At 61.3% G+C, this 20,727-nt stretch carries 19 protein-coding genes; 16 read left to right on the top strand and 3 right to left on the bottom strand.

The features are described 5' to 3' along the window. Positions 1-32: 32 nt before the first annotated feature. The 6 genes from J7U39_RS24805 to J7U39_RS24780 all read left to right on the top strand — a co-directional run bounded on the left by J7U39_RS24805 (position 33) and on the right by J7U39_RS24780 (position 4,261). The gene (locus J7U39_RS24805; RefSeq protein ID WP_210632854.1) at positions 33-914 is read left to right on the top strand and encodes a peptidylprolyl isomerase; all 882 of its coding nucleotides are present in this window, start codon (positions 33-35) and stop codon (positions 912-914) included. A 113-nt stretch (positions 915-1,027) separates the two neighbouring features. Beyond that, positions 1,028-2,269: a bifunctional glutamate N-acetyltransferase/amino-acid acetyltransferase ArgJ gene (argJ, locus tag J7U39_RS24800; RefSeq protein WP_210633037.1), complete on the top strand. Its 1,242-nt coding sequence runs from the start codon at positions 1,028-1,030 to the stop codon at positions 2,267-2,269. Then, complete coding sequence (locus J7U39_RS24795; RefSeq protein WP_210632853.1) at positions 2,250-3,056, top strand: GNAT family N-acetyltransferase; 807 nt, start codon at positions 2,250-2,252, stop codon at positions 3,054-3,056. Before argJ ends, J7U39_RS24795 begins: the two co-directional genes overlap by 20 nt. Further along, positions 3,053-3,466, top strand: coding sequence for an 8-oxo-dGTP diphosphatase MutT (mutT, locus tag J7U39_RS24790; RefSeq protein ID WP_210632852.1), 414 nt, complete (start codon positions 3,053-3,055; stop codon positions 3,464-3,466). Before J7U39_RS24795 ends, mutT begins: the two co-directional genes overlap by 4 nt. Positions 3,467-3,694: 228 nt before the next feature. Next, positions 3,695-4,012 (top strand): hypothetical protein, encoded by a 318-nt coding sequence (locus J7U39_RS24785; protein ID WP_064697586.1) that lies wholly within the window; start codon positions 3,695-3,697, stop codon positions 4,010-4,012. An 81-nt stretch (positions 4,013-4,093) separates the two neighbouring features. After that, a complete protein-coding gene (locus J7U39_RS24780) occupies positions 4,094-4,261 on the top strand; it encodes a Flp family type IVb pilin (protein WP_020922387.1) in 168 nt (55 codons plus the stop codon). Between the two features lie 15 nt (positions 4,262-4,276). Here J7U39_RS24780 and J7U39_RS24775 read toward each other — a convergent pair whose 3' ends face one another. Then, entirely contained in the window at positions 4,277-5,161 is an 885-nt protein-coding gene (locus J7U39_RS24775) for a methyltransferase domain-containing protein (protein ID WP_210632851.1), read from the bottom strand. 77 nt (positions 5,162-5,238) lie between these two features. Here J7U39_RS24775 and J7U39_RS24770 point away from each other — a divergent pair, with 77 nt between their 5' ends. Genes J7U39_RS24770 through J7U39_RS24755 form a run of 4 tightly spaced genes read left to right on the top strand, consistent with a single transcriptional unit; the run spans position 5,239 to position 7,613 of the window. After that, on the top strand, positions 5,239-6,015 hold the full coding sequence (locus J7U39_RS24770; RefSeq protein WP_210632850.1) for a ComF family protein: 777 nt from the start codon (positions 5,239-5,241) through the stop codon (positions 6,013-6,015). Between the two features lie 32 nt (positions 6,016-6,047). Beyond that, positions 6,048-6,305 carry a glutaredoxin 3 gene (gene grxC / locus J7U39_RS24765; RefSeq protein ID WP_210632849.1) on the top strand — a complete coding sequence of 86 codons (258 nt, stop codon included), beginning with the start codon at positions 6,048-6,050 and terminating at the stop codon, positions 6,303-6,305. Between the two features lie 10 nt (positions 6,306-6,315). Beyond that, positions 6,316-7,188, top strand: coding sequence for a carbon-nitrogen hydrolase family protein (locus J7U39_RS24760; protein WP_210632848.1), 873 nt, complete (start codon positions 6,316-6,318; stop codon positions 7,186-7,188). Further along, positions 7,185-7,613 carry a DUF1178 family protein gene (locus tag J7U39_RS24755; RefSeq protein ID WP_085779603.1) on the top strand — a complete coding sequence of 143 codons (429 nt, stop codon included), beginning with the start codon at positions 7,185-7,187 and terminating at the stop codon, positions 7,611-7,613. Before J7U39_RS24760 ends, J7U39_RS24755 begins: the two co-directional genes overlap by 4 nt. Positions 7,614-7,693: 80 nt before the next feature. Here the strand turns inward: J7U39_RS24755 and ubiG are convergent, their stop codons facing one another. Beyond that, positions 7,694-8,440, bottom strand: a complete 747-nt coding sequence (gene ubiG / locus J7U39_RS24750) for a bifunctional 2-polyprenyl-6-hydroxyphenol methylase/3-demethylubiquinol 3-O-methyltransferase UbiG (RefSeq protein ID WP_210632847.1) — start codon at positions 8,438-8,440, stop codon at positions 7,694-7,696. Positions 8,441-8,731: 291 nt separating this feature from the next. Between ubiG and J7U39_RS24745 the strand changes: the two genes are divergently transcribed. The 6 genes from J7U39_RS24745 to clpB all read left to right on the top strand — a co-directional run bounded on the left by J7U39_RS24745 (position 8,732) and on the right by clpB (position 18,254). After that, positions 8,732-10,006, top strand: coding sequence for an aspartate kinase (locus J7U39_RS24745; RefSeq protein ID WP_064686444.1), 1,275 nt, complete (start codon positions 8,732-8,734; stop codon positions 10,004-10,006). Positions 10,007-10,095: 89 nt separating this feature from the next. Beyond that, on the top strand, positions 10,096-12,363 hold the full coding sequence (gene ptsP / locus J7U39_RS24740) for a phosphoenolpyruvate--protein phosphotransferase (protein WP_210632846.1): 2,268 nt from the start codon (positions 10,096-10,098) through the stop codon (positions 12,361-12,363). A 28-nt stretch (positions 12,364-12,391) separates the two neighbouring features. Then, positions 12,392-13,471, top strand: coding sequence for a peptide chain release factor 1 (prfA, locus tag J7U39_RS24735; RefSeq protein ID WP_210632845.1), 1,080 nt, complete (start codon positions 12,392-12,394; stop codon positions 13,469-13,471). Continuing rightward, positions 13,468-14,328: a peptide chain release factor N(5)-glutamine methyltransferase gene (prmC, locus tag J7U39_RS24730; RefSeq protein WP_210632844.1), complete on the top strand. Its 861-nt coding sequence runs from the start codon at positions 13,468-13,470 to the stop codon at positions 14,326-14,328. Before prfA ends, prmC begins: the two co-directional genes overlap by 4 nt. 342 nt (positions 14,329-14,670) lie before the next feature. Next, positions 14,671-15,402 carry a DUF4167 domain-containing protein gene (locus J7U39_RS24725; RefSeq protein WP_210632843.1) on the top strand — a complete coding sequence of 244 codons (732 nt, stop codon included), beginning with the start codon at positions 14,671-14,673 and terminating at the stop codon, positions 15,400-15,402. A gap of 251 nt (positions 15,403-15,653) precedes the next feature. After that, positions 15,654-18,254 (top strand): ATP-dependent chaperone ClpB, encoded by a 2,601-nt coding sequence (gene clpB, locus J7U39_RS24720; RefSeq protein WP_210632842.1) that lies wholly within the window; start codon positions 15,654-15,656, stop codon positions 18,252-18,254. A 53-nt stretch (positions 18,255-18,307) separates the two neighbouring features. On the opposite strand, the gene J7U39_RS24715 is transcribed toward clpB, so the two are convergent. Then, the gene (locus J7U39_RS24715) at positions 18,308-20,248 is read right to left on the bottom strand and encodes a M23 family metallopeptidase (protein ID WP_210632841.1); all 1,941 of its coding nucleotides are present in this window, start codon (positions 20,246-20,248) and stop codon (positions 18,308-18,310) included. Positions 20,249-20,727: the final 479 nt, after the last annotated feature.

Raw genomic sequence — 20,727 nt, 5'->3', positions numbered from 1 at the left:
AAGCCGGCGATGTAACTGTGAAGGGTTATTTGATGTTGAGCACCAATAAATTCGCCGTGCTGGCGTTTGCAACTTTTGTTGCATTCCAGGCTCCGGCCCATGCAGAGGACGCTGTTGTCGCCAAGGTCGGCAATCTGGAGATCCACCAGTCTGAGCTCGATCTCGCCGTCGCCAACCTCGATCCGCAGCTGGCGCAGCTTCCGGACGACCAGAAGAAGGTCGCAGCCCTGTCCGCCGCCATCGATGTGAAGCTGCTTGCGGCCGGCGCGACGACGGAGAAGCTCGACCAGACCGACGAATTCAAGAAGCGCATGCAGTACCTCGCTGATCGCGAGCTTCACAATGCCTATTTCAAGAAGCACGTCGTCGACACCGTAACCCCTGACGAAATCAAGGCTCGTTACGACAAGGAAGTCGCAGCCCTGCCGAAGCAGGAGGAAGTCCACGCCCGCCACATCCTGGTCAAGACCGAGGACGAAGCCAAGGACATCATCAAGCAGCTCGACGCCGGCAAGGATTTCGCCGAACTCGCCAAGGAAAAATCCACTGATCCGAACAAGTCGGAAGGCGGCGATCTCGGCTATTTCTCGCGCGGCCGTATGGTGAAGGAATTCGAGGACGCGGCCTTCGCGCTCGAGAAGGGCGCCTATTCGAAAACGCCCGTCAAGACCGATTTCGGCTATCATGTCATCAAGGTCGAGGACAAACGTGACGCTCCGCCGCCGCCTTTCGACCAGGTGCAGGATCAGGTTCGTCAGCTCGTCATGCGCGACAAGTATCTTGCCCTCCTCAATGAGGCCAAGTCGTCTGCCAAAATCGAAATTTCGGACGAGACGCTGCGCAAGGGTTACGACGAGGCCAACAAGCAGCCGGAGCCGGGCAGCGAGCCCGCCCAGCCGGCGCCGAAGCAGTAATATTCGCATCAGGGCCCGGTTCTTCCGGGCCCTTCCTTATCGTTGTTGTCGCATTTCCGGACGGCGAGCCGGTTCGTTCAGTCGCCGGGGAATGCCCATTGGCAGGTTTCATCATGTCCGGTTCCGTTTCGCCGCTCGCCCCGAAATCCTTCGTTCCGATGCCTTCGCTGCGCGGCGTGCGCATGGCGACGGCGTCGGCCGGCATCAAGTACAAGAACCGCACCGACGTGCTGATGATGATCTTCGATAAACCGGCATCGGTCGCGGGCGTCTTCACCCGTTCCAAATGCCCCTCCGCGCCAGTCGATTTCTGCCGCGCGAACCTGCCGCACGGCACTGCGCGCGCCGTCGTCGTCAATTCAGGCAACGCCAATGCCTTTACCGGCATGAAAGGCCGCCAGGCGACCGCGCTGACGGCGAAGTCGGCTGCGGCGGCCGTCGGCTGCCGCGAAAACGAGATCTATCTGGCATCGACCGGCGTCATCGGCGAGCCGCTCGATGCCACCAAATTCGCCGGCGTCCTTGACAGGATGCAGGCCGAGGCGACCGGCGATTTCTGGTTCGAAGCCGCCAAGGCGATCATGACGACCGATACCTATCCCAAGGTTTCGACCCGCAGCGCCGAGATCGGCGGCGTGGCCGTGACGATCAACGGCATTGCCAAAGGCGCCGGCATGATTGCGCCCGACATGGCGACCATGCTCTCCTTCGTCGTCACTGATGCCGATATCGCGTCCGAAGCGCTGCAGGCGCTTCTGTCCGACGGCGTCGGACCGACCTTCAATTCCATGACCGTCGACAGCGACACGTCCACCTCCGATACGCTGATGCTGTTTGCGACGGGGGCTGCGGCTGCGGACGGCCAGCCCCGCATCGAACGCGCCGACGATCCGCGCCTTGCCGCTTTCCGGGCCGCCCTCAACGAAGTGCTGAAGGACTTGTCGCTGCAGGTGGTGCGCGACGGCGAAGGCGCCACCAAGATGCTCGAAATCACCGTAACGGGCGCCGAGAGCGATGCCGCCGCCAAGCGCATCGCACTGTCGATCGCCAATTCGCCGCTGGTCAAGACGGCGGCCGCCGGCGAAGACGCCAATTGGGGCCGTATCGTCATGGCTGTCGGCAAATCCGGGGAGATGGCGGATCGCGACCGGCTCGCCATCTGGTTCGGGGATATCAGGGTCGCCGTCAACGGCGAGCGGGACCCGGATTATTCCGAGGCAGCCGCCTCAAACGTGATGAAAGCGCAGGATATCCCCGTTAAAGTCGATATCGGCCTCGGCACGGGGTCGGCAACCGTCTGGACCTGCGACCTCACCAAAGAATATGTTGCAATCAATGGCGACTATCGGAGCTGATCGTCCATTGGTCCAGGCATCCATATCTTCAAAGAATCTGCCGTTGGTCCGCAGGCTGGAGGCCGTCGGCTTTCGCGCCTGGCCGGCGGCGTCCGTGCAATATGACGGCAGCTGGCAGGTGCGGCTGACGGCGGGCCACCCGTCTAACCGGCTGAATTCCATCGTGCCGCTCGACCCCTCGGACCATCGCGATGTCGAGATCCGTCTGGAAAAGGCGAGCCGGAAGTTCGAGGCCTATGGTCGCGCCGCCGTGGTCCGCCAGACGCCGCTCGCCTCGCCGGTGCTGATCGAGCTTCTCAGCGCCCAGAAGTGGACACGGTTCGACGAGACCGTGGTGATGACCTGCGATCTCGCCGGGGCCGAGTTGCCGGATACGCTCGATCATCTGCCGACCCATGATGTCGGCCGTTTCGTCGATGCCAACCTGGCGGTCGACAGGGCGCCGCTGAGCCTGAAGCCGGCGCTTGCCGAAATCATTTCGGCGATCAAGCCGCCGTCGGGTCTGTTCATGATCGAGAACGCCGTGGAGGGACCGCTCGCGACCGTGCTCTGCGTCCAGGACAACGATCTTGCCGGCATCATGTCGCTTTCAGTTTGCGAAACCAGGCGGCGCGAGGGACTCGGCACTGAAATCTTGACCTCGGCATTGCGCTGGGCGCGGATGCGCAGCGCCCGCTCGGCCTGGCTGCAGGTCAGGCTTTCCAATCGCCCGGCCATCGCGCTCTACGAGCGCCTCGGTTTTCGCGACGCCTATCATTATTGCTATTGGCAGCGAGAGTCGCGATGAGCGAGGCAGGCCGAAAAATATTACTGGTCGCCGCCTGTGCGCTGATCGATGCCGACGGGCGTATCCTATTGGCACAGCGTCCGGAGGGAAAGTCATTGGCGGGGCTCTGGGAGTTTCCCGGAGGGAAAGTCGAGCCCGGCGAGACTCCGGAGGAGACGCTGGTGCGCGAGCTCGAGGAAGAGCTTGGAATCAAGACTAAGATCGCCTGCCTGGCGCCGCTCACCTTTGCCAGCCATTCCTACGAGACGTTCCACCTGTTGATGCCGCTCTATATCTGCCGGCGCTATGAGGGGATTGCTGAGGGCCGTGAGGGGCAGGCTTTGAAATGGGTGCGTGCGCAGGCGCTGCGCGACTACCCCATGCCGCCCGCCGACGAGCCGCTTATCCCGATGCTGCAGGATTTTCTTTAAAGCGAGTCCCGTTGAATTTGATCGGTGCGATGCGCTTTGGATTTTATCCATTGCATATCGTCATCCTGGAACCGCTGCACGCTTCCAAGCAACATGCATTAGCATTAGCTGATTATTATTGCGCCGCGGCGTTTTCGGCTGTGGATATTAATGGATCGTTTAACACCTTCTGCCAAAGATCGGCCTCAATCAAGCATCTGGCGTGCGTGTATTAAAAGGCTTGACGTCATGGACGATGATTTCTGGAAAGCTGTCCGGGAAAAGGAACGGGCTTCGTCTGCCTCGCGCAGGACGGGGGCGCTCAATATCGCCCTTCTGTTCGGCACGGCTGTGGTCGCGCTGACGCTGATTCTGACACCCATGCTTGCGGATTCCTCGAAGAAAAGCGTCTTTGCCAGCGCACCGGTCGATTTCGACACAATCACGACCGGATCGATTCCGAAGAACGAAAGCGGCAAGCACTATACGATTCGTCGTAGCGTCCTTCAGGATACGCCCGGCTCGGTCTGCGTCGTCCAAGGCTACGGCGTCGGCGCCGGTTGCTGAAGCCGGTTGCTTGGAATGGCGGTCATCGCCCGGTGGTCGTGGAGTTGATGGTTGCAGGCGGTTCACGCAGAAGGTTGGGTAATGCGTCTTTGGAAAGCATTTCTTGCAGATGACACAGGCGCGACGGCGGTCGAATACGGCCTGATCGCCGCCATCATTTGCACAGCACTTGTCTCGGGTCTCGGCATCTTCACCGGCAGCCTGCAGAACGTCTTCAACGTGGTCACCAACAATATCACCGTCAATTGACGAAGCTGTCGACGATCACTGCCTGAGCTTGTGTTCGTCCACTTTCAGAGCGTCGGCAAGACGTGCTTTGGCCGAGCCCGGCTGGAGCGGTTTCTGCTGGCTCTCGTGCGGAGCCCATCCGGAGACATAGATGATCGAGAATGTCGCGCGAATGCGTCCGTCGGGATCGGAATGGCGCTCGGCGTAGATCTCTGCGGCGCGCAGGAAGAAGGCGCGCGTCAGCGGCATGCGACTGCGGGCTGCTAGCGGATTGTTCATGCCCATCGCCCTGAGATCGCGCATCAGCGGGAAGAGCGAGTCATATCGGACCGTATAGTTCTCAGCGTCGATCACCGGAAGAGTGAAGCCGGCGCGCTGCAACAGACTGCCGATATCGCGCACATCGGCGAAAGGGATGACGCGCGGGCTTGCGCCGCCCGTCATCTCGACCTCGGTTGCCAAGAGTACGTCGCGCAGTTCCTGCAGCGTGCCGGCGCCCGGAATGGCCGCCAGGAACAGGCCGTCCGGCTTCAGGGCACGACGAATCTGGACGAAAACGCCGGGCGTATCGTTGGCCAGATGAAGGTTGAGCGGCGCGAGGATGAGATTGACTGATTGCGGCGCAAGCGGCACCTCCTCGAGCGTCGCCTCGACAAAAGTTTCGCCCGGGCCCGCATAGGCCTTCTCGCTCTCGACGCGGATCATCGTGCCGATCTTGCCCGTCGCTATTGCCGCGCGGGCGGGTGCACCGGTCGTGCCATGCAATTCAACGGCGGTTTCGAAGCGCCGCTCGACGACATCAAGTCTCTCAGCCATTTCCTCGGCCGCGATGTCGAGCAGGAAAGCGGCTTTCAGGTCGTTGTTAACAAGCGCGCGATGGCGATGTGCGGCGATCAGGGCTCTGTCGAAGATCGTTTCCATGGGGATGTCCATAGTCCCGGCTCGCTGCAGCGGCAAGGCGATTTTCCTTTCGAAGAGAACAGGCTAGTCTCGACCCTATGAAACGGATCCATTCCGAATGGACGACAGATTTGCTCCGGGCGCATCTCCTGCGACCGTTTTCGGCGCTTGCCGATTTTCTCTATCCGCCCGCATGTTCCGTCTGCGGCATTTCGACCGGCGGCCATCGCGGACTGTGTGCGAAATGTTGGTCCGGCATCCGCTTTATCGAGCGGCCCTATTGCGAAGTGCTCGGCATTCCCTTCTCGCATGATCTCGGCGCCGGCATCCTCAGCGCCGAGGCGATCGCCAATCCGCCGCCTTTCGACCGGTTGCGGTCAGCGGCGACACATGACCACGCCGTCCGAGATCTCGTTCACGGATTGAAATATCGCGATCGCACCGATCTGGCGCCGATGATGGCCGGCTGGATGCTGCGTGCCTCCGACGGCGCGGTAGAAAGCTGCGATGCACTGATCCCGGTGCCGTTGCACCGCACCCGTATGCTGGCCCGTAAGTTCAACCAGGCTGCCGAACTTGCCCGCCATGTGGCGAGCCTATCGGGCAAACCGCTGCTTGCCGCAACGCTCATCCGCGTCAAGCGCACCAGTCAGCAGGTCGGCCTCGGCGCCAAGGCGCGCGAGGACAATGTCAGAGGTGCTTTCGCGATTGCCAAAGGCTGCGAGAACGAGGTTTTCGGCAAGCGTATTGTGCTTGTCGACGATGTCTATACGACAGGCGCGACAGTCGCCGCCGCCAGCCGGACGCTGCGGAAGGGGGGCGCGGCCGAGATAACGGTTTTGACCTTTGCAAGGGCTCTCTCCGAGCCTATATGACAGAAAATACCCGGCATCCGTCTGGAGATATCATGGTACCCGTCACGATCTATACACGGCAGTTCTGCGGCTATTGCAGCCGCGCCAAGTCCCTTCTCGAACAGAAGGGCGTCGACTATGTCGAGCACGACGCGACCTATTCGCCGGATCTTCGCCAGGAGATGATCGGCAAGGCGCACGGGCGCACGACGTTCCCGCAGATCTTCATCGGCGCCGAACATGTCGGTGGCTGCGACGACCTCTTCGCACTTGACCGGGCCGGCAAGCTCGATCCGATGCTGGCGGCTTGAGGAAGAACCGATGAGCTTCAAGGCCGCCGCCGTTCAGATGTGCTCCGGGGTCGATCCGGTGAGGAACGCTGCAGCGATGGCGCGGCTGGTGCGCGAGGCTGCGGCCCGAGGCGCCACCTATGTGCAGACGCCGGAAATGACCGGCATGCTGCAGCGTGACCGCGCGGCGGCACGCGCCGTGCTTGCCGACGAGACGCGCGATATTATCGTCAAGACGGGCTCCGAGCTTGCCAGCGAACTCGGCATCTACATGCATGTCGGCTCCACCGCAATCGCGCTTACCGATGGCAAGATCGCCAATCGCGGCTTCCTCTTCGGTCCTGACGGGCGGATTCTCAATCGCTACGACAAGATCCATATGTTCGACGTCGATCTCGACAATGGTGAGAGCTGGCGCGAAAGCGCGTTCTATACCGCCGGCTCGGAAGCCCGCGTTCTGTCGCTGCCCTTTGCGGAAATGGGTTTTGCTATCTGCTACGACGTCCGCTTCCCCGCACTTTTCCGCGCTCAGGCCGTTGCCGGCGCCGAGGTAATGACGGTTCCTGCCGTGTTCACCAAGCAGACCGGCGAGGCGCATTGGGAAATCCTGCTGAGAGCGCGGGCGATCGAGAATGGCGTTTTCGTCGTTGCCGCGGCGCAGGCCGGCCGGCACGAGGATGGGCGGCACGAGGACGGCCGGGAGACCTTCGGCCACTCGATGATCATTGATCCCTGGGGGACGGTGCTGGCCTCGGGCGGCGCAACCGGCGAGGCGGTCATCGTCGCCGAGATCGATCCAGGCGCGGTCAAGGCCGCCCACGACAAGATCCCGAACTTGAGGAATGGCCGGGAATTCTCTGTCGAGAAGATCGCGGGGGCAGTCGCAGGAGGCGTCGCCGCTTGATCCGTTATTCCCTTACCTGTGACAATGCCCATGAATTCGAAGGCTGGTTTTCAGAAAGCGCCGATTTCGACCGTCAGGTCGCGAGCGGGTTCCTGACCTGCCCAGTCTGCCATTCTGCCGCCGTTTCCAAGCTCCTGATGGCGCCTTCGGTGTCGACCGCGCGCAAGAAGGATGAGAGGCAGACGCTGGCGATGGACGCCATGCGCCGGGAGGCCCTGGAAAAGCTGAAAGAGGCGGTCGCGGCCGTCAAGGCCAATTCCGAAGACGTCGGCGCGAAGTTCCCCGAGGAAGCCCGCAAGATCCACTATGGTGAGGCGGATGCTCGCGGCATCATCGGCCAGGCGACAGTCGACGAGGCACAGGCTCTTGTGGAGGAGGGTATCGAGATCGCCGCCATTCCGGTGCTGCCTGAGGACGTAAATTGAAACAAAGTCAGGACACCTGGTCTTCTTGAATGTTGGCGGGAGCGGCCGCTGACATGTAAACGGCGTATTGCCTGCGGGAACTATGCGGGCCGCTTCGCCAGCAACATATAGTTCACATCCATATCTTTGGACAGGTTCCACTGGTTGGACAGCGGATTGAAGAAGACGCCGGTGCGGTCGGTAATCTCAAGGCCGCTTGCCGTGAGCGGCTTTTCCAGCTCTTCCGGGCGCACCAGCTTCTCATATTGATGGGTGCCACGCGGCAGCCAGCGCAGGATGTTTTCGGCGGCGAAGATGGCAAGTGCTGCTGCCTTCATCGTGCGGTTGATGGTGGCGACGAAGATCAGGCCGCCGGGGCGGACCATCTTTGCGCAGGTCGTCATGAAGAGTTCGACGTCGGCGACGTGTTCGACCACTTCCATGTTCAAGACGATATCGAAAGTCTCGCCGGCGTCGGCAAGTTCCTCGGCGGTGATGGCGCGATAGTCGACCGAAACCCCGGAAGCCTTCGCGTGGGTCGAGGCGATGCCGATATTCTTCTCGGAAGGATCGGCGCCGACGACGGAGGCACCCATGCGGGCGACCGGTTCGGACAGTAGACCGCCGCCGCAGCCGATATCGAGCGCACGCAGGCCTTCGAGCGGGCGGGCGCTTTTCGGATCACGGCCGAAATTCTCGCAGGCCTTGTCTCTTATGTAGGCGAGGCGGACGGGGTTGAATTTGTGCAGCGGCTTGAACTTGCCGGTCGGGCTCCACCATTCCGCCGCCATCGCCGAGAAGCGGTCCACTTCGCCCTGGTCGATCGTGCTCCTGGCGCCTTCCGTCATCGTCCTCTCCTTCGTTCGTGAAATGTGAAGTCGGACGATCGGGGGCATAAGTCAAGGGGCGGAGGTCAGGAGGCAGACAGGCGCGGGACCGCACGGCAATTGCTTTTATCGCGCGCGCTTGCCTCACCCCGCCAAACTCGCTAAGAGACGCCGCAACTTGAGGCCTTTGGGGGCCTGGCTTTTGGAGCGGTTCCAGAATGGGATCTGGCTCTCTCGCTAACCGGTCACCCCTGGGTCTCGTTATGCCGGGTCCGATTTTCCGCTTCCCGGCGCCAGACGTGGTAGAGGCATATGGCACGCATCGTAATGAAATTCGGCGGCACGTCCGTCGCTGACCTGGATCGCATCAAGAACGTTGCCCGCCACGTGAAACGCGAAGTCGATGCCGGCCACGAGGTCGCAGTGGTGGTCTCGGCCATGTCCGGCAAGACCAATGAGCTGGTCGGCTGGGTGCAGGGCATGCCGAAGGTGATCGGCGCCAATTCTCCCTTTTACGATGCGCGCGAATACGACGCGGTGGTCGCTTCCGGCGAGCAGGTAACGTCTGGGCTGCTTGCGATCGCATTGCAGGCGATGGATATCAATGCGCGCTCCTGGCAGGGGTGGCAGATCCCGATCCGAACCGATAATGCGCATGGCGCGGCCCGGATTCTGGAAATCGACGGCTCCGACATCATCAAGCGGATGGGCGAGGGACAGGTCGCCGTCATCGCCGGCTTCCAGGGATTGGGGCCTGACAACCGCCTCGCCACTCTCGGGCGCGGCGGGTCGGACACGTCAGCCGTCGCCATTGCCGCGGCTGTCAAAGCGGATCGCTGCGATATCTATACCGATGTCGACGGGGTCTACACGACCGATCCGCGTATCGTGCCGCAGGCGCGCAGGCTAAAGAAGATCGCCTTCGAGGAAATGCTTGAGATGGCCTCGCTCGGCGCCAAGGTGCTGCAGGTGCGTTCGGTCGAGCTTGCCATGGTGCACAAGGTGCGTACCTTCGTGCGCTCGTCTTTCGAAGATCCCGATGCTCCGGGCATGGGCGATCTGTTGAACCCGCCCGGAACGCTGATTTGTGACGAGGATGAAATCGTGGAACAGGAAGTAGTCACCGGCATCGCCTATGCCAAGGATGAGGCTCAGATCTCGCTTCGCCGTCTTGCCGACCGGCCGGGCGTCTCCGCCGCGATCTTCGGGCCGCTTGCCGAATCTCATATCAATGTCGACATGATCGTCCAGAATATTTCCGAGGACGGATCGAAGACCGATATGACCTTCACCGTGCCGTCAGGTGACGTCGAGAAGGCGATCAAGGTGCTCGGCGACCACAAGGAGAAGATCGGCTACGATGTCGTGCAGAACGAATCGGGGCTGGTGAAAGTCTCGGTCATCGGCATCGGCATGCGCAGCCATGCGGGCGTCGCTGCCACCGCGTTTCGCGCTCTTGCCGAAAAAGGCATCAACATCAAGGCGATCACCACCTCCGAGATCAAGATTTCCATCCTGATAGACGGTCCCTATGCAGAACTCGCTGTCAGGACTTTGCATTCCTGCTACGGTCTGGATAAGAATTGATTCCCAGTGGGCGGCCTGCCCCTTCAGGTTGAGGAGACGAGGGCCAGCCTGCCGGGACTGAGTGCGTTGTTTCGGGAGCTTGAGACGCCATGAGAGACCTTTCCGGCGGTCCGCGCGTGCTGCTCAGGCGGCTGCGCGAGTTGATGGCAGAGCCGCTGGAGCCGCAGGATCGCCTCGACCGGATCGTCCGCCAGATTGCCAGCAACATGGTGGCGGAAGTCTGCTCCGTCTATGTGCTGCGCGCCGACGGCGTGCTCGAACTCTACGCGACCGAAGGCCTCAACCGCGAGGCGGTGCACCTGGCGCAGCTGAAGATGGGGCAGGGCCTCGTCGGCACGATCGCGGCCTCGGCGCAGCCGCTGAACCTTTCCGACGCGCAGTCGCATCCGGCTTTCCGCTACCTGCCGGAGACGGGCGAAGAAATCTACCATTCCTTCCTCGGTGTGCCGATCCTGAGAACCGGGCGCTCGCTCGGTGTTCTCGTCGTCCAGAACAAGGCGAGCCGCAACTATCGCGACGAGGAAGTGGAAGCACTCGAAACGACGGCGATGGTGCTTGCCGAGATGATCGCCACCGGCGAGCTCAAGAAGATCACCAAACCGGGCCTTGAACTCGACCTGACGCGTTCGGTGACGATTGACGGCGACACCTATAATGACGGCATCGGCCTCGGCTATGTCGTCTTGCACGAGCCGCGTATCGTCGTCACCAACCTGCTGAACGAGGATGCGGAGAAGGAAATCCGCCGGCTGGCGGAGGCCATGGGGTCGCTGCGGATCTCGATCGACGACATGCTGTCTCGCCGCGACGTGTCGATGGAAGGCGAGCATCGCGAGGTGCTCGAAACCTATCGCATGTTCGCGCACGACCAGGGCTGGGTGCGCAAGCTCGAGGAAGCGATCCGCAACGGCCTGACGGCGGAAGCGGCGGTCGAAAAGGTGCAGAGCGACACCAAGGCGCGAATGATGCGGCTGACCGACCCTTATCTGCGCGAACGCATGCATGATTTCGAAGATCTGGCGAACCGGCTGCTCAGGCAGTTGACGGGTTATACCGGGCGCACGACCGCCGAAGGTTTCCCCAATGATGCGGTCATCCTGGCGCGCGCCATGGGGGCGGCCGAGCTGCTCGATTACCCTCGCGCCAATGTCCGTGGACTGGTGCTGGAAGAAGGGGCGGTGACGAGCCATGTGGTGATCGTCGCCCGCGCCATGGGCATTCCCGTCATCGGCCAGGCAGCGGGTGTTGTCGCGCTCGCCGAGAATGGCGATGCCGTGATCATCGACGCCGACGAAGGGCATGTGCACCTCCGGCCGATGGCCGATCACCGGCGCTCCTACGAGGAAAAGGTGCGTTTTCGGGCGCGGCGGCAGGAGCAGTTCCGGGCGCTGCGCGCCATCGAGCCGGTCACCAAGGATGGCCAGCGGATTTCGCTGATGATGAATGCCGGCCTGTTGGTCGACTTGCCGCAGCTCTCGGAATCGGGTGCGGAGGGCATCGGTCTCTTCCGCACCGAGCTGCAGTTCATGATCGCCTCGACCATGCCGAAGGCGGAAGAGCAGGAGCAGTTCTACCGCAATGTGATCAAACAGGCGGCGGGCCGCGTCGTCACCTTCCGCACGCTCGATATCGGCGGCGACAAGGTGGTGCCTTATTTCCGAGGCCACGAGGAGGAAAATCCCGCACTCGGCTGGCGCGCCATCCGGCTGTCGCTCGACCGGCCGGGATTGTTGCGCACCCAGCTGCGCGCCATGCTGAAGGCATCGGCCGGCACCGAGCTGAAGCTGATGGTGCCGATGGTGACCGAGGTTTCCGAGCTGAAGATGGTGCGCGAACTCCTGCAGAAGGAAGTACAGCATCTGTCGCGCTTCGGGCACGGGTTGCCGCGCAAGCTGCAATTCGGAGCGATGCTGGAGGTGCCCGCGCTGCTCTGGCAGCTCGACGAGCTGATGGAGGCGGTCGATTTCGTGTCGGTCGGTTCCAACGACCTTTTCCAGTTTGCCATGGCGGTCGATCGTGGCAATGCGCGGGTGTCTGATCGCTTCGACCCACTCGGCAAGCCGTTTTTGCGGATCCTGCGCGATGTCGTGCGCGGGGCGGATCGGAACAAGACGCCGGTGACGCTTTGCGGCGAACTTGCCGGCAAGCCGCTTTCGGCAATGGCGCTTCTCGGCATCGGCTTTCGGTCGATCTCGATGTCGCCGGCCTCGATCGGCCCGGTGAAGGCGATGCTGCTCGGGCTTGATGTCGGGGCCCTGGCAAAGGTGATGGACGAAGTGCTGGACGATCATCGCAGCACGGTGCCGATGCGCGAGGTGCTTGCCCGCTTCGCCGAGAGCCACAATATTCCCCTTTAGAGAAATACAAGAAGAATCGGAGTGCAGGGTGGCGAAGCTTCCCGTTGAAAAAATGCGCGAGCTTGAACGCCGTTTCGGCGAGATCGAGGCGCGCATGTCGGCCGGGCCGGCCGCCGATGTCTATGTGAAGCTCGCATCCGAATATTCCGAGCTGCAGCCGGTCGTGACGAAGATCCGCGCCTATGAGAAGGCTGGCGCCGAGCTTGCCGATCTCGAAACGCTGCTCGAGGATAAATCGGTCGATCGCGAGATGCGCGATCTTGCCGAACTCGAATTGCCCGAAGTGAAAGCGCGGATCGAGGCGCTGGAGCAGGAAATGCAGATCCTGCTTCTGCCGAAGGACGCAGCCGACGAAAAAAGCGCTATCCTGGAGATCCGCGCTGGCACCGGCGGCTCGGAAGCTGCCCTTTTTGCCGGTGATCTTTTCCGGATGTACGAGCGTTTCGCGTCGGAAAAGGGCTGGAAGGTAGAGGTGCTCTCGGCAAGCGAGGGTGAAGCCGGCGGCTACAAGGAAATCATCGCGACGATCACAGGCCGAGGGGTCTTCGCCAAGTTGAAGTTCGAATCCGGCGTGCACCGGGTGCAGCGCGTACCGGAGACCGAAGCAGGCGGGCGCATCCATACTTCGGCCGCGACGGTGGCGGTGCTGCCGGAAGCCGAGGAGATCGACATCGACATCCGGCCGGAAGACATCCGCATCGATACGATGCGCTCGTCGGGCGCAGGCGGCCAACACGTCAATACGACGGATTCGGCGGTGCGCATCACCCATCTGCCGACCGGCATCGTCGTCACCAGCTCGGAAAAATCACAGCATCAGAACCGCGCCAAGGCGATGCAGGTCTTGCGCTCCAGGCTTTACGATGCCGAGCGGCAGCGGGCCGATAGCGAGCGCTCGGCCGATCGCAAGAGCCAGGTCGGCTCCGGCGATCGATCGGAACGCATCCGTACCTACAATTTCCCCCAGGGGCGCGTCACGGACCATCGCATCAATCTGACGCTTTACAAGCTCGACCGGATGATGGAAGGCGAGATCGAAGAGGTCGTCGACGCGCTGATGGCCGATTATCAGGCAAGCCAGCTGGCGCAGCTCGGCGAACAACTATGAGTGCTACGGTCGCCGATATGCTTGCCGAAGCGCGCCGTCGTTTCACAGAGGCGGGCATTGTCGATCCGGTGACCGATGCGCGGCTGCTTGTCGCTGGCCTTTTGAAACTGTCGTCGACGGAGCTTTTGACGCGGTCGGCTGAGAGGCTTTCTTCCGATCAGGCGGAGACAATTTCGAGGGCCTTGGAACGCCGGCTCGGCCATGAGCCGGTGCATCGTATTCTAGGCGAGCGGGAATTTTATGGCCTGCCCCTTGGCTTGTCGGCGGAAACTTTGGAGCCGCGTCCGGATACGGAAATCCTGGTCGATACGGTGCTTCCTTATCTGAAGGATCTTGCAAAGCCGCAACGCCATCTCCATATTCTTGATATCGGAACCGGGAGTGGGGCGATATGCCTCGCGCTCTTGAGCGAATGTCCCGAGGCGTCAGGTATCGGCAGCGACATATCGGCTGATGCACTTAGGACGGCGAAGTCAAATGCAGAAAGAAACGGGTTGCAGGATCGTTTTCAGGCCGTGCAGTCGAAATGGTTCGAGAACATCCAGGGCTCATTTCACGCGATTGTCTCAAATCCGCCCTATATTGCCTCCAGTGTCATTCACGATCTCGCTCCCGAAGTGACGAAATTTGATCCGGTTGCAGCGCTGGATGGCGGCCCGGATGGGCTTGACGCTTACAAAGCCATAGCCAAGGATGCGGCAAGGTTCATGAGGCCCGACGGGGTTCTCGGACTGGAAATCGGCTACGATCAGCGAAACGATGTGACGGCGCTCTTCGAAGCGAAAGGTTTCAGGTGCCTCAAATCTGTGAAGGATTATGGTCAGAACGACAGGGCGCTCGTTTTCGCGCTCGCGTAAAAGCGATAATTGCGGCACCGGGGCGGACATTATTGCTATTGCGAAGAAAAGGCTTGGATTTCCGAGGGAAGCAATATAGGTTGCGGGCACGTGTTGGGCAGATAGGAATGAACGAGATTCGTTCGGTACTTGGTTTGCCTCGGGGGTCCGCTCTTTTAAACGAGAGTTTCAACGGTTAAACACGACCCAACGCGTGAATCAGTCAAACTGACTTGAGAACCAAGCGGCAGGTTGGCGCAAAGGCGCAGTATGCTCGCGGCACAAAGGTCCTGACCCGGTTTTCCGGTCATGGCGGTTGGTGCCATGTATCCATCACAAACAGAGAATTCAGGTGAACGATCTATGAGGCCAGGACAGCAAAACAAGCGCGGTCGAGGGCGTGGTAACAACAATAACAATGGCGGCGGCGGCGGAAATAACAATAACAACAATTTCAACCGCAAGGGCGGCAACCCGCTGACCCGGACCTATGACAGCTCCGGCCCCGATGTGAAGATTCGCGGTACTGCACAGCATATCGCCGAGAAATATGCGCAGCTTGCCCGTGATGCCCAGAGCTCCGGCGACCGTGTGATAGCCGAGAATTATCTTCAGCACGCCGAACATTACAATCGGATCATCGCCAGCGCTCAGGCGCAGATGCAGGAGCGGTTCCAGCGCGACGATCGCAGCGACTACAATGACCGCGACGCGGCGGATCGCGACAGCGACGACATCGATACCAGCGACAATGATGGCGACGATGTCGTCGTCGTCCAGCCGCCGCAGAGCAGGCAGCATCAACCGCAGGCACAGCCAAAGCCAGCGCCGGCACCCGTTGCGGCGCCTGCCCCGGCACCCCAGCCCGAAATCATCGACGGAACCGGCCCGCAGCCGGAGATCGAAGGCATTCCCGCCGAGGTCGCCATGGACGAGGAAGGCTCTGCCGGCCAGTCACGCGAACGCCAGCCCCGTCGTCGCAGCCCCGGCAATCGTCCCCGTCGCCCGCGTCGGGGCGCAGACGGCGATGCAGCCTCCGAAGGCGAGGGGGCTTCCGCCGAGGCGCCGGTTCTGGCGGACGCCGCATCGGAATAAGGATCTGGCCGCTCCCTTCGGAGAGAGCCGGGTGCTCTGCCATCTGTTCGGATTTCCTTGGAAATCCCCGGCCTTCGTGCCGGGGATTTTCGTCTTACGGGGTCTTTAAACTCCCGGAACAGCGTACCATATTCTCCTCGACTGCTTCGCCCAAATCCCAGACGGGCCAAGCGCGGCCTGCCTTTTCAGGGGGTCGATCTCAATCATCGGTCTGCGCCTCGTAAGGGCAGGGCGATCAATGGAGGTAGAATATGAATATCGAGAAATATTCCGAGCGGGTGCGCGGTTTCATCCAGTCGGCCCAGACCTATGCGCTGGCGCAGGGTCATCAGCAATTTTCACCCGAACATGTGCTCAAAGTTCTGCTCGATGACGATCAGGGCATGGCGGCCTCGCTGATCGAGCGTGCCGGCGGCGATGCCAAGGCTGCTCGCCTTGCCAATGACGCGGTTCTTGCCAAGTTGCCGAAGATATCAGGCGGCAACGGCAACATCTATCTGGCGCAGCCGCTCGCCAAGGTGCTTTCGACCGCCGAGGAGGTGGCCAAGAAAGCCGGCGATAGTTTTGTCACGGTCGAACGTCTGCTGCAGGCGCTGGCGATCGAATCCTCGGCTTCGACCTATTCGACGCTGAAGAATGCGGGCGTGACAGCCCAAGGCCTAAACCAGGTCATCAACGATATCCGCAAGGGCCGGACGGCGGATTCCGCCAGTGCCGAGCAGGGCTTCGATTCACTGAAGAAATTCGCCCGCGACCTCACTGGCGAAGCCCGCGAGGGCAAGCTCGATCCGGTGATCGGCCGCGACGACGAGATCCGCCGCACCATCCAGGTCCTGTCGCGCCGCACCAAGAATAATCCGGTGCTGATCGGCGAGCCGGGCGTCGGCAAGACGGCGATCGTCGAAGGTCTGGCGCTGCGCATTGTCAACGGCGACGTGCCGGAATCGCTCAAGGACAAGAAGCTGATGGCGCTCGACATGGGCGCCCTGATTGCCGGCGCGAAATACCGCGGCGAATTCGAAGAGCGGCTGAAAGCGGTCCTCAATGAGGTCCAGGCGGAAAACGGCGAGATCATCCTGTTCATTGACGAGATGCACACGCTGGTCGGCGCCGGCAAGGCGGACGGAGCGATGGATGCCTCCAATCTTTTAAAGCCTGCCCTTGCCCGTGGCGAACTGCATTGCGTCGGCGCAACCACGCTCGACGAATATCGCAAACATGTCGAGAAGGATCCGGCGCTTGCCCGCCGCTTCCAGCCCGTTGTCGTCGACGAACCGACGGTCGAAGATACGATCTCGATCCTGCGCGGACTCAAGGAAAAATACGAGCAGCATCACAAGGTTCGCATCGCCGATGCGGCGCTGGTTGCGGCCGCGACGCTGTCCAACCGCTATATCACGGATCGCTTCCTGCCCGACAAGGCGATCGATCTGATGGATGAGGCCGCCGCGCGACTGCGCATGCAGGTGGATTCCAAGCCGGAAGAGCTCGATGAACTCGACCGCCGGATCATTCAGATGAAGATCGAGCGCGAGGCGCTGAAGAAGGAAACCGACGTTGCTTCCGCCGACCGGCTGAAGCGGCTGGAGACTGAACTCACCGCGCTTGAAGAGGAGGCCGATGCGCTGACGGCCCGCTGGCAGGCGGAAAAGCAGAAGCTCGGCCTTGCCGCCGATCTCAAGAAGCAGCTCGACGACGCCCGCAACGAACTGGCGATTGCCCAGCGCAAGGGTGAATTCCAGCGCGCCGGCGAGCTCACCTACGGCGTCATTCCCGATCTCGAAAAGCAGCTGGTCGAAGCCGAGAAGCAGGACGGCGAGCGCGGCGCGATGGTGCAGGAGGTGGTCAGCCCCGACAATATCGCCCATGTCGTTTCCCGCTGGACCGGCATTCCGGTCGACAAGATGCTGGAGGGGGAACGCGACAAGCTGCTTCGGATGGAAGACGAGCTGGCGAGATCGGTGATCGGCCAGGGCGATGCGGTTCAGGCCGTGTCGCGCGCCGTCCGCCGCGCCCGCGCCGGCCTGCAAGATCCGAACCGGCCGATCGGCTCGTTCATCTTCCTCGGCCCGACCGGCGTCGGCAAGACGGAGCTTACCAAGGCGCTCGCCCGCTTCCTCTTTGATGACGAAACGGCGATGGTGCGCATGGACATGTCGGAATATATGGAAAAACACTCCGTCGCCCGGCTGATCGGTGCACCTCCCGGCTATGTCGGCTATGACGAAGGCGGGGCGTTGACGGAAGCCGTGCGTCGTAGGCCCTATCAGGTCGTGCTGTTCGACGAGATCGAAAAGGCGCATCCCGACGTCTTCAACATCCTGCTGCAGGTGCTTGACGATGGGCGGCTGACGGACGGTCAGGGGCGGACGGTCGACTTCCGCAACACGATGATCATCATGACCTCGAACCTCGGGGCCGAATATCTGACCCAGCTCAGGGACGGCGACGATAGCGATACGGTTCGCGAGCAGGTGATGGACGTCGTGCGTGGGCATTTCCGGCCGGAATTCCTGAACCGCATCGATGAGATCATCCTCTTCCATCGTTTGAAGCGTGAAGAGATGGGTGCGATCGTCGACATTCAGTTGAAGCGGCTGGTGGCCTTGCTCTCCGAACGCAAGATCGTCATCGATCTCGACGAGGAAGCCCGGCACTGGCTGGCGAACAAGGGTTACGACCCGATTTACGGCGCAAGGCCGCTGAAGCGGGTGATCCAGAAGTTCGTGCAGGACCCGCTGGCCGAGCAGATCCTGTCGGGTCAGGTGCCGGACGGATCGACTGTCAAGGTGACGAACGGTTCGGACCGGTTGCAGTTCACAACGCGGCAGACGGTAAGCCAAGCGGCTTAAATTGGTTACAGGGAAATAAAATGGCGGCTTTGGCCGCCATTTTCGTCTTGAGATTACTTGCTCGCCACCTGATCCGGCGTCTGGTTGTTCAGCAGCGTATCGATACGCTTTCGCTCGTCTTCGAATTTCGCCAGCGGCTCGCCCTGCAGCGATTTGCCGCCCGGCAGGCGGATGCGCAGCGGATCTACCTTGGTGCCGTTGACGATCAGCTCGTAATGCAGGTGCGGGCCAGTGGATTCACCCGTCGTGCCGACCCAGCCGATCACCTGGCCCTGACGTATTTTCGCGCCGGGAACGACGCCTTTGGCGATGGCGCTCTGGTGATTGTAGGAGGATTCATAGCCGTTGGCATGGCGGATGATCGTCTGGTTGCCGTAGCCGCCGGAATCCCAGCCGGCTTTTTCGACCGTGCCGTTGCCGGCGGCGATGATCGCTGTGCCACGCGGTGCCGCCCAATCGACGCCGGTATGCATTCGGGCGAAACCGAGGATCGGGTGGCGGCGCATGCCGAAGCCCGATTTGAAAATGCCGTTCGGAACCGGATTGCGCAGCAGGAACTGGCGGATGCTCTTGCCGTTCTCGTCGAAATAATCGACCGTACCGTCGTCGGGATCCTGGAAACGATAGAAGCGCGTCTGCGTATCGCCGAAACGGGCGTTGACGTAGAGCAGTTCGGAATCCTCGGTCGCCTGGCCGGTGCTGTCGGCGACGGAGAAGAAGGCTTCCAGCTTATCGGTCGGTCTCAGCTGCGCCTGGAAATCGACATTGCTTGCGAGCAGCTTGATGATCAGCGCGGTCATGTCCTTGGTCATGCCATAGGAAAGGGCGGCACGATAGATGCCGTCATAGACGCGCGGCAGGTTCTGTCCGGGCGGCGGAGCGAAGGTATTGTCATCGAAGGCCGTGGCGATCGCATCCAGCATCGGCGGCTCGCTACCGGGCACATACTTGCCCTTGTCGTCGAGAGCCACGGTGACGAGATGGCGCGTGCCGCGGTAGACGCTAGCCCGGATGATCTTTGCCTGTTCGCCCTTCTGGATGATGCCGATGCGCAGCACGTCACCCTTTTCGAGATCGCTGGCGCCGAGTTGCTGCGAGATATAGTTGGCAATGCCATCGGCATATTGCTGTGGGTAGCCTGAATCCGTCAGCGCCTTGGCGATCGGTGTATCCGCGCGCACCGGAAGGACGTCGTCGGCGAATTCTTCGGTCTGCGGCGTGATTGATTCCGGCGCAGAGACCGTCATGTTCTGCTCGAGCACGCGGGCGGACAGGCCCGCGGTCAGATCGACATCGGTTTCCTCGTTGGAGAAACGACGTGGATCGACGTAGTAGAGGGCCGCGAGCTGCGTATTGCCGTCGGTCAGCACGGAGCCGTTGGAGCGGACGTTTTCCTCTACCTCCTCGAGCGACAGGCCAGAGGCCATTTTCATACCGGTCTTGGCGGTCGGGAAGGGAACGGTCTTCAGGCTGACTTCGGATTCAACGTCGGAGCCATAGAGTGCGCCGGTGCGGCTCTGCGGAGCGGGCTGCGGTTCGTCGGCGGAAAATATCGCCAGGGGATCGAAATCGGGGTAGTCCTCTGTCGTCACATGGTTGGCGGCCAGCGTCATCTTCACATGGGCGAAGGGCTGGCGGCGCACGACTTCCTTCTCGCCGTCATGGACGACGGTCGATACTTCCATGATCGCCCGATCCGAAGGTTTCGCGGCGATCGCAGGAGCGATCAGCCGGCCGCCGCGGACCACGGTCGTGTCTACATGGGCCTCTGCGGCAGCACTCGCATAGGCCTCTGCAGGGATCGCCAGCTGCTGACGGCCATCAAGTGCGGCAAATAGCGCGACGCCCATCAGAACAGACGACGTGATACCGGTGAGGAACGTGCCCGAGAGCCAGCGCAGGGAAACTTCGCGCTTGTCCGGCGCACGCCTGCCGTCGGCCAGAAGCGGAGGCTCGTTGCCCAACGAGCGGATCATCATTTTCTCCGTCATCATGGCAGTTGGGTCCGCGTCCTTACATTTGACGTCTCTGGGAGCATGTCTCGGCCATCCTGGCTGGGGCAAAAGATGTGCATATTTTGGGCACTGAAGTCAAATCGTGCACTGGAAAGGCAGCCTACCGGCGTTTGCCTGTGTGAATCATGTGTCCGTAAAGACCAGCAGATTGTGATCATGTCGGGGCGCGAGAGACGAAAGAGCGCTCTTTCCACGAAAAGTCGACGAATGTTTACTTCTCCGGCTCGGTGGAGGCGGCTCAGAACCCGGGAAATGATCGCACTGACAGGCTCAACAGAAACTTCGCCTGAAAAAACAATGACTTGAAAGAAAAATGATTTTTTTCGAAAAGGGCAGTTGACTTAGAAAAGGGGAAGGTTCTATAAGCCCACTCACTGAACGAGGGCGGCGGCGCTGCTGGCGACGAAGTCTTTCGTTCTAAAGAAACTCAAGCGGATTGGCGATTGCTGGTTTGTGTT

It is taken from the genome of Rhizobium sp. NLR16a, from assembly GCF_017948245.1.
GTDB lineage: Bacteria > Pseudomonadota > Alphaproteobacteria > Rhizobiales > Rhizobiaceae > Rhizobium.
This window is presented reverse-complemented; position numbering and strand designations above follow the sequence as displayed.

What these genes read in the sequence shown, in the direction of transcription:
- J7U39_RS24775 (WP_210632851.1), bottom strand. Translation starts at nt 5,161, where the DNA reads ATGGAAACGATCTTCGACAGAGCCCTGATCGCCGCACATCGCCATCGC.
- J7U39_RS24780 (WP_020922387.1), top strand. Translation starts at nt 4,094, where the DNA reads ATGCGTCTTTGGAAAGCATTTCTTGCAGATGACACAGGCGCGACGGCG.
- J7U39_RS24785 (WP_064697586.1), top strand. Translation starts at nt 3,695, where the DNA reads ATGGACGATGATTTCTGGAAAGCTGTCCGGGAAAAGGAACGGGCTTCG.
- J7U39_RS24795 (WP_210632853.1), top strand. Translation starts at nt 2,250, where the DNA reads ATGGCGACTATCGGAGCTGATCGTCCATTGGTCCAGGCATCCATATCT.
- prmC (WP_210632844.1), top strand. Translation starts at nt 13,468, where the DNA reads ATGAGTGCTACGGTCGCCGATATGCTTGCCGAAGCGCGCCGTCGTTTC.
- argJ (WP_210633037.1), top strand. Translation starts at nt 1,028, where the DNA reads ATGTCCGGTTCCGTTTCGCCGCTCGCCCCGAAATCCTTCGTTCCGATG.
- clpB (WP_210632842.1), top strand. Translation starts at nt 15,654, where the DNA reads ATGAATATCGAGAAATATTCCGAGCGGGTGCGCGGTTTCATCCAGTCG.
- mutT (WP_210632852.1), top strand. Translation starts at nt 3,053, where the DNA reads ATGAGCGAGGCAGGCCGAAAAATATTACTGGTCGCCGCCTGTGCGCTG.
- J7U39_RS24725 (WP_210632843.1), top strand. Translation starts at nt 14,671, where the DNA reads ATGAGGCCAGGACAGCAAAACAAGCGCGGTCGAGGGCGTGGTAACAAC.
- grxC (WP_210632849.1), top strand. Translation starts at nt 6,048, where the DNA reads ATGGTACCCGTCACGATCTATACACGGCAGTTCTGCGGCTATTGCAGC.
- J7U39_RS24715 (WP_210632841.1), bottom strand. Translation starts at nt 20,248, where the DNA reads ATGATGACGGAGAAAATGATGATCCGCTCGTTGGGCAACGAGCCTCCG.
- J7U39_RS24760 (WP_210632848.1), top strand. Translation starts at nt 6,316, where the DNA reads ATGAGCTTCAAGGCCGCCGCCGTTCAGATGTGCTCCGGGGTCGATCCG.
- J7U39_RS24770 (WP_210632850.1), top strand. Translation starts at nt 5,239, where the DNA reads ATGAAACGGATCCATTCCGAATGGACGACAGATTTGCTCCGGGCGCAT.
- J7U39_RS24805 (WP_210632854.1), top strand. Translation starts at nt 33, where the DNA reads ATGTTGAGCACCAATAAATTCGCCGTGCTGGCGTTTGCAACTTTTGTT.
- ptsP (WP_210632846.1), top strand. Translation starts at nt 10,096, where the DNA reads ATGAGAGACCTTTCCGGCGGTCCGCGCGTGCTGCTCAGGCGGCTGCGC.
- J7U39_RS24745 (WP_064686444.1), top strand. Translation starts at nt 8,732, where the DNA reads ATGGCACGCATCGTAATGAAATTCGGCGGCACGTCCGTCGCTGACCTG.
- ubiG (WP_210632847.1), bottom strand. Translation starts at nt 8,440, where the DNA reads ATGACGGAAGGCGCCAGGAGCACGATCGACCAGGGCGAAGTGGACCGC.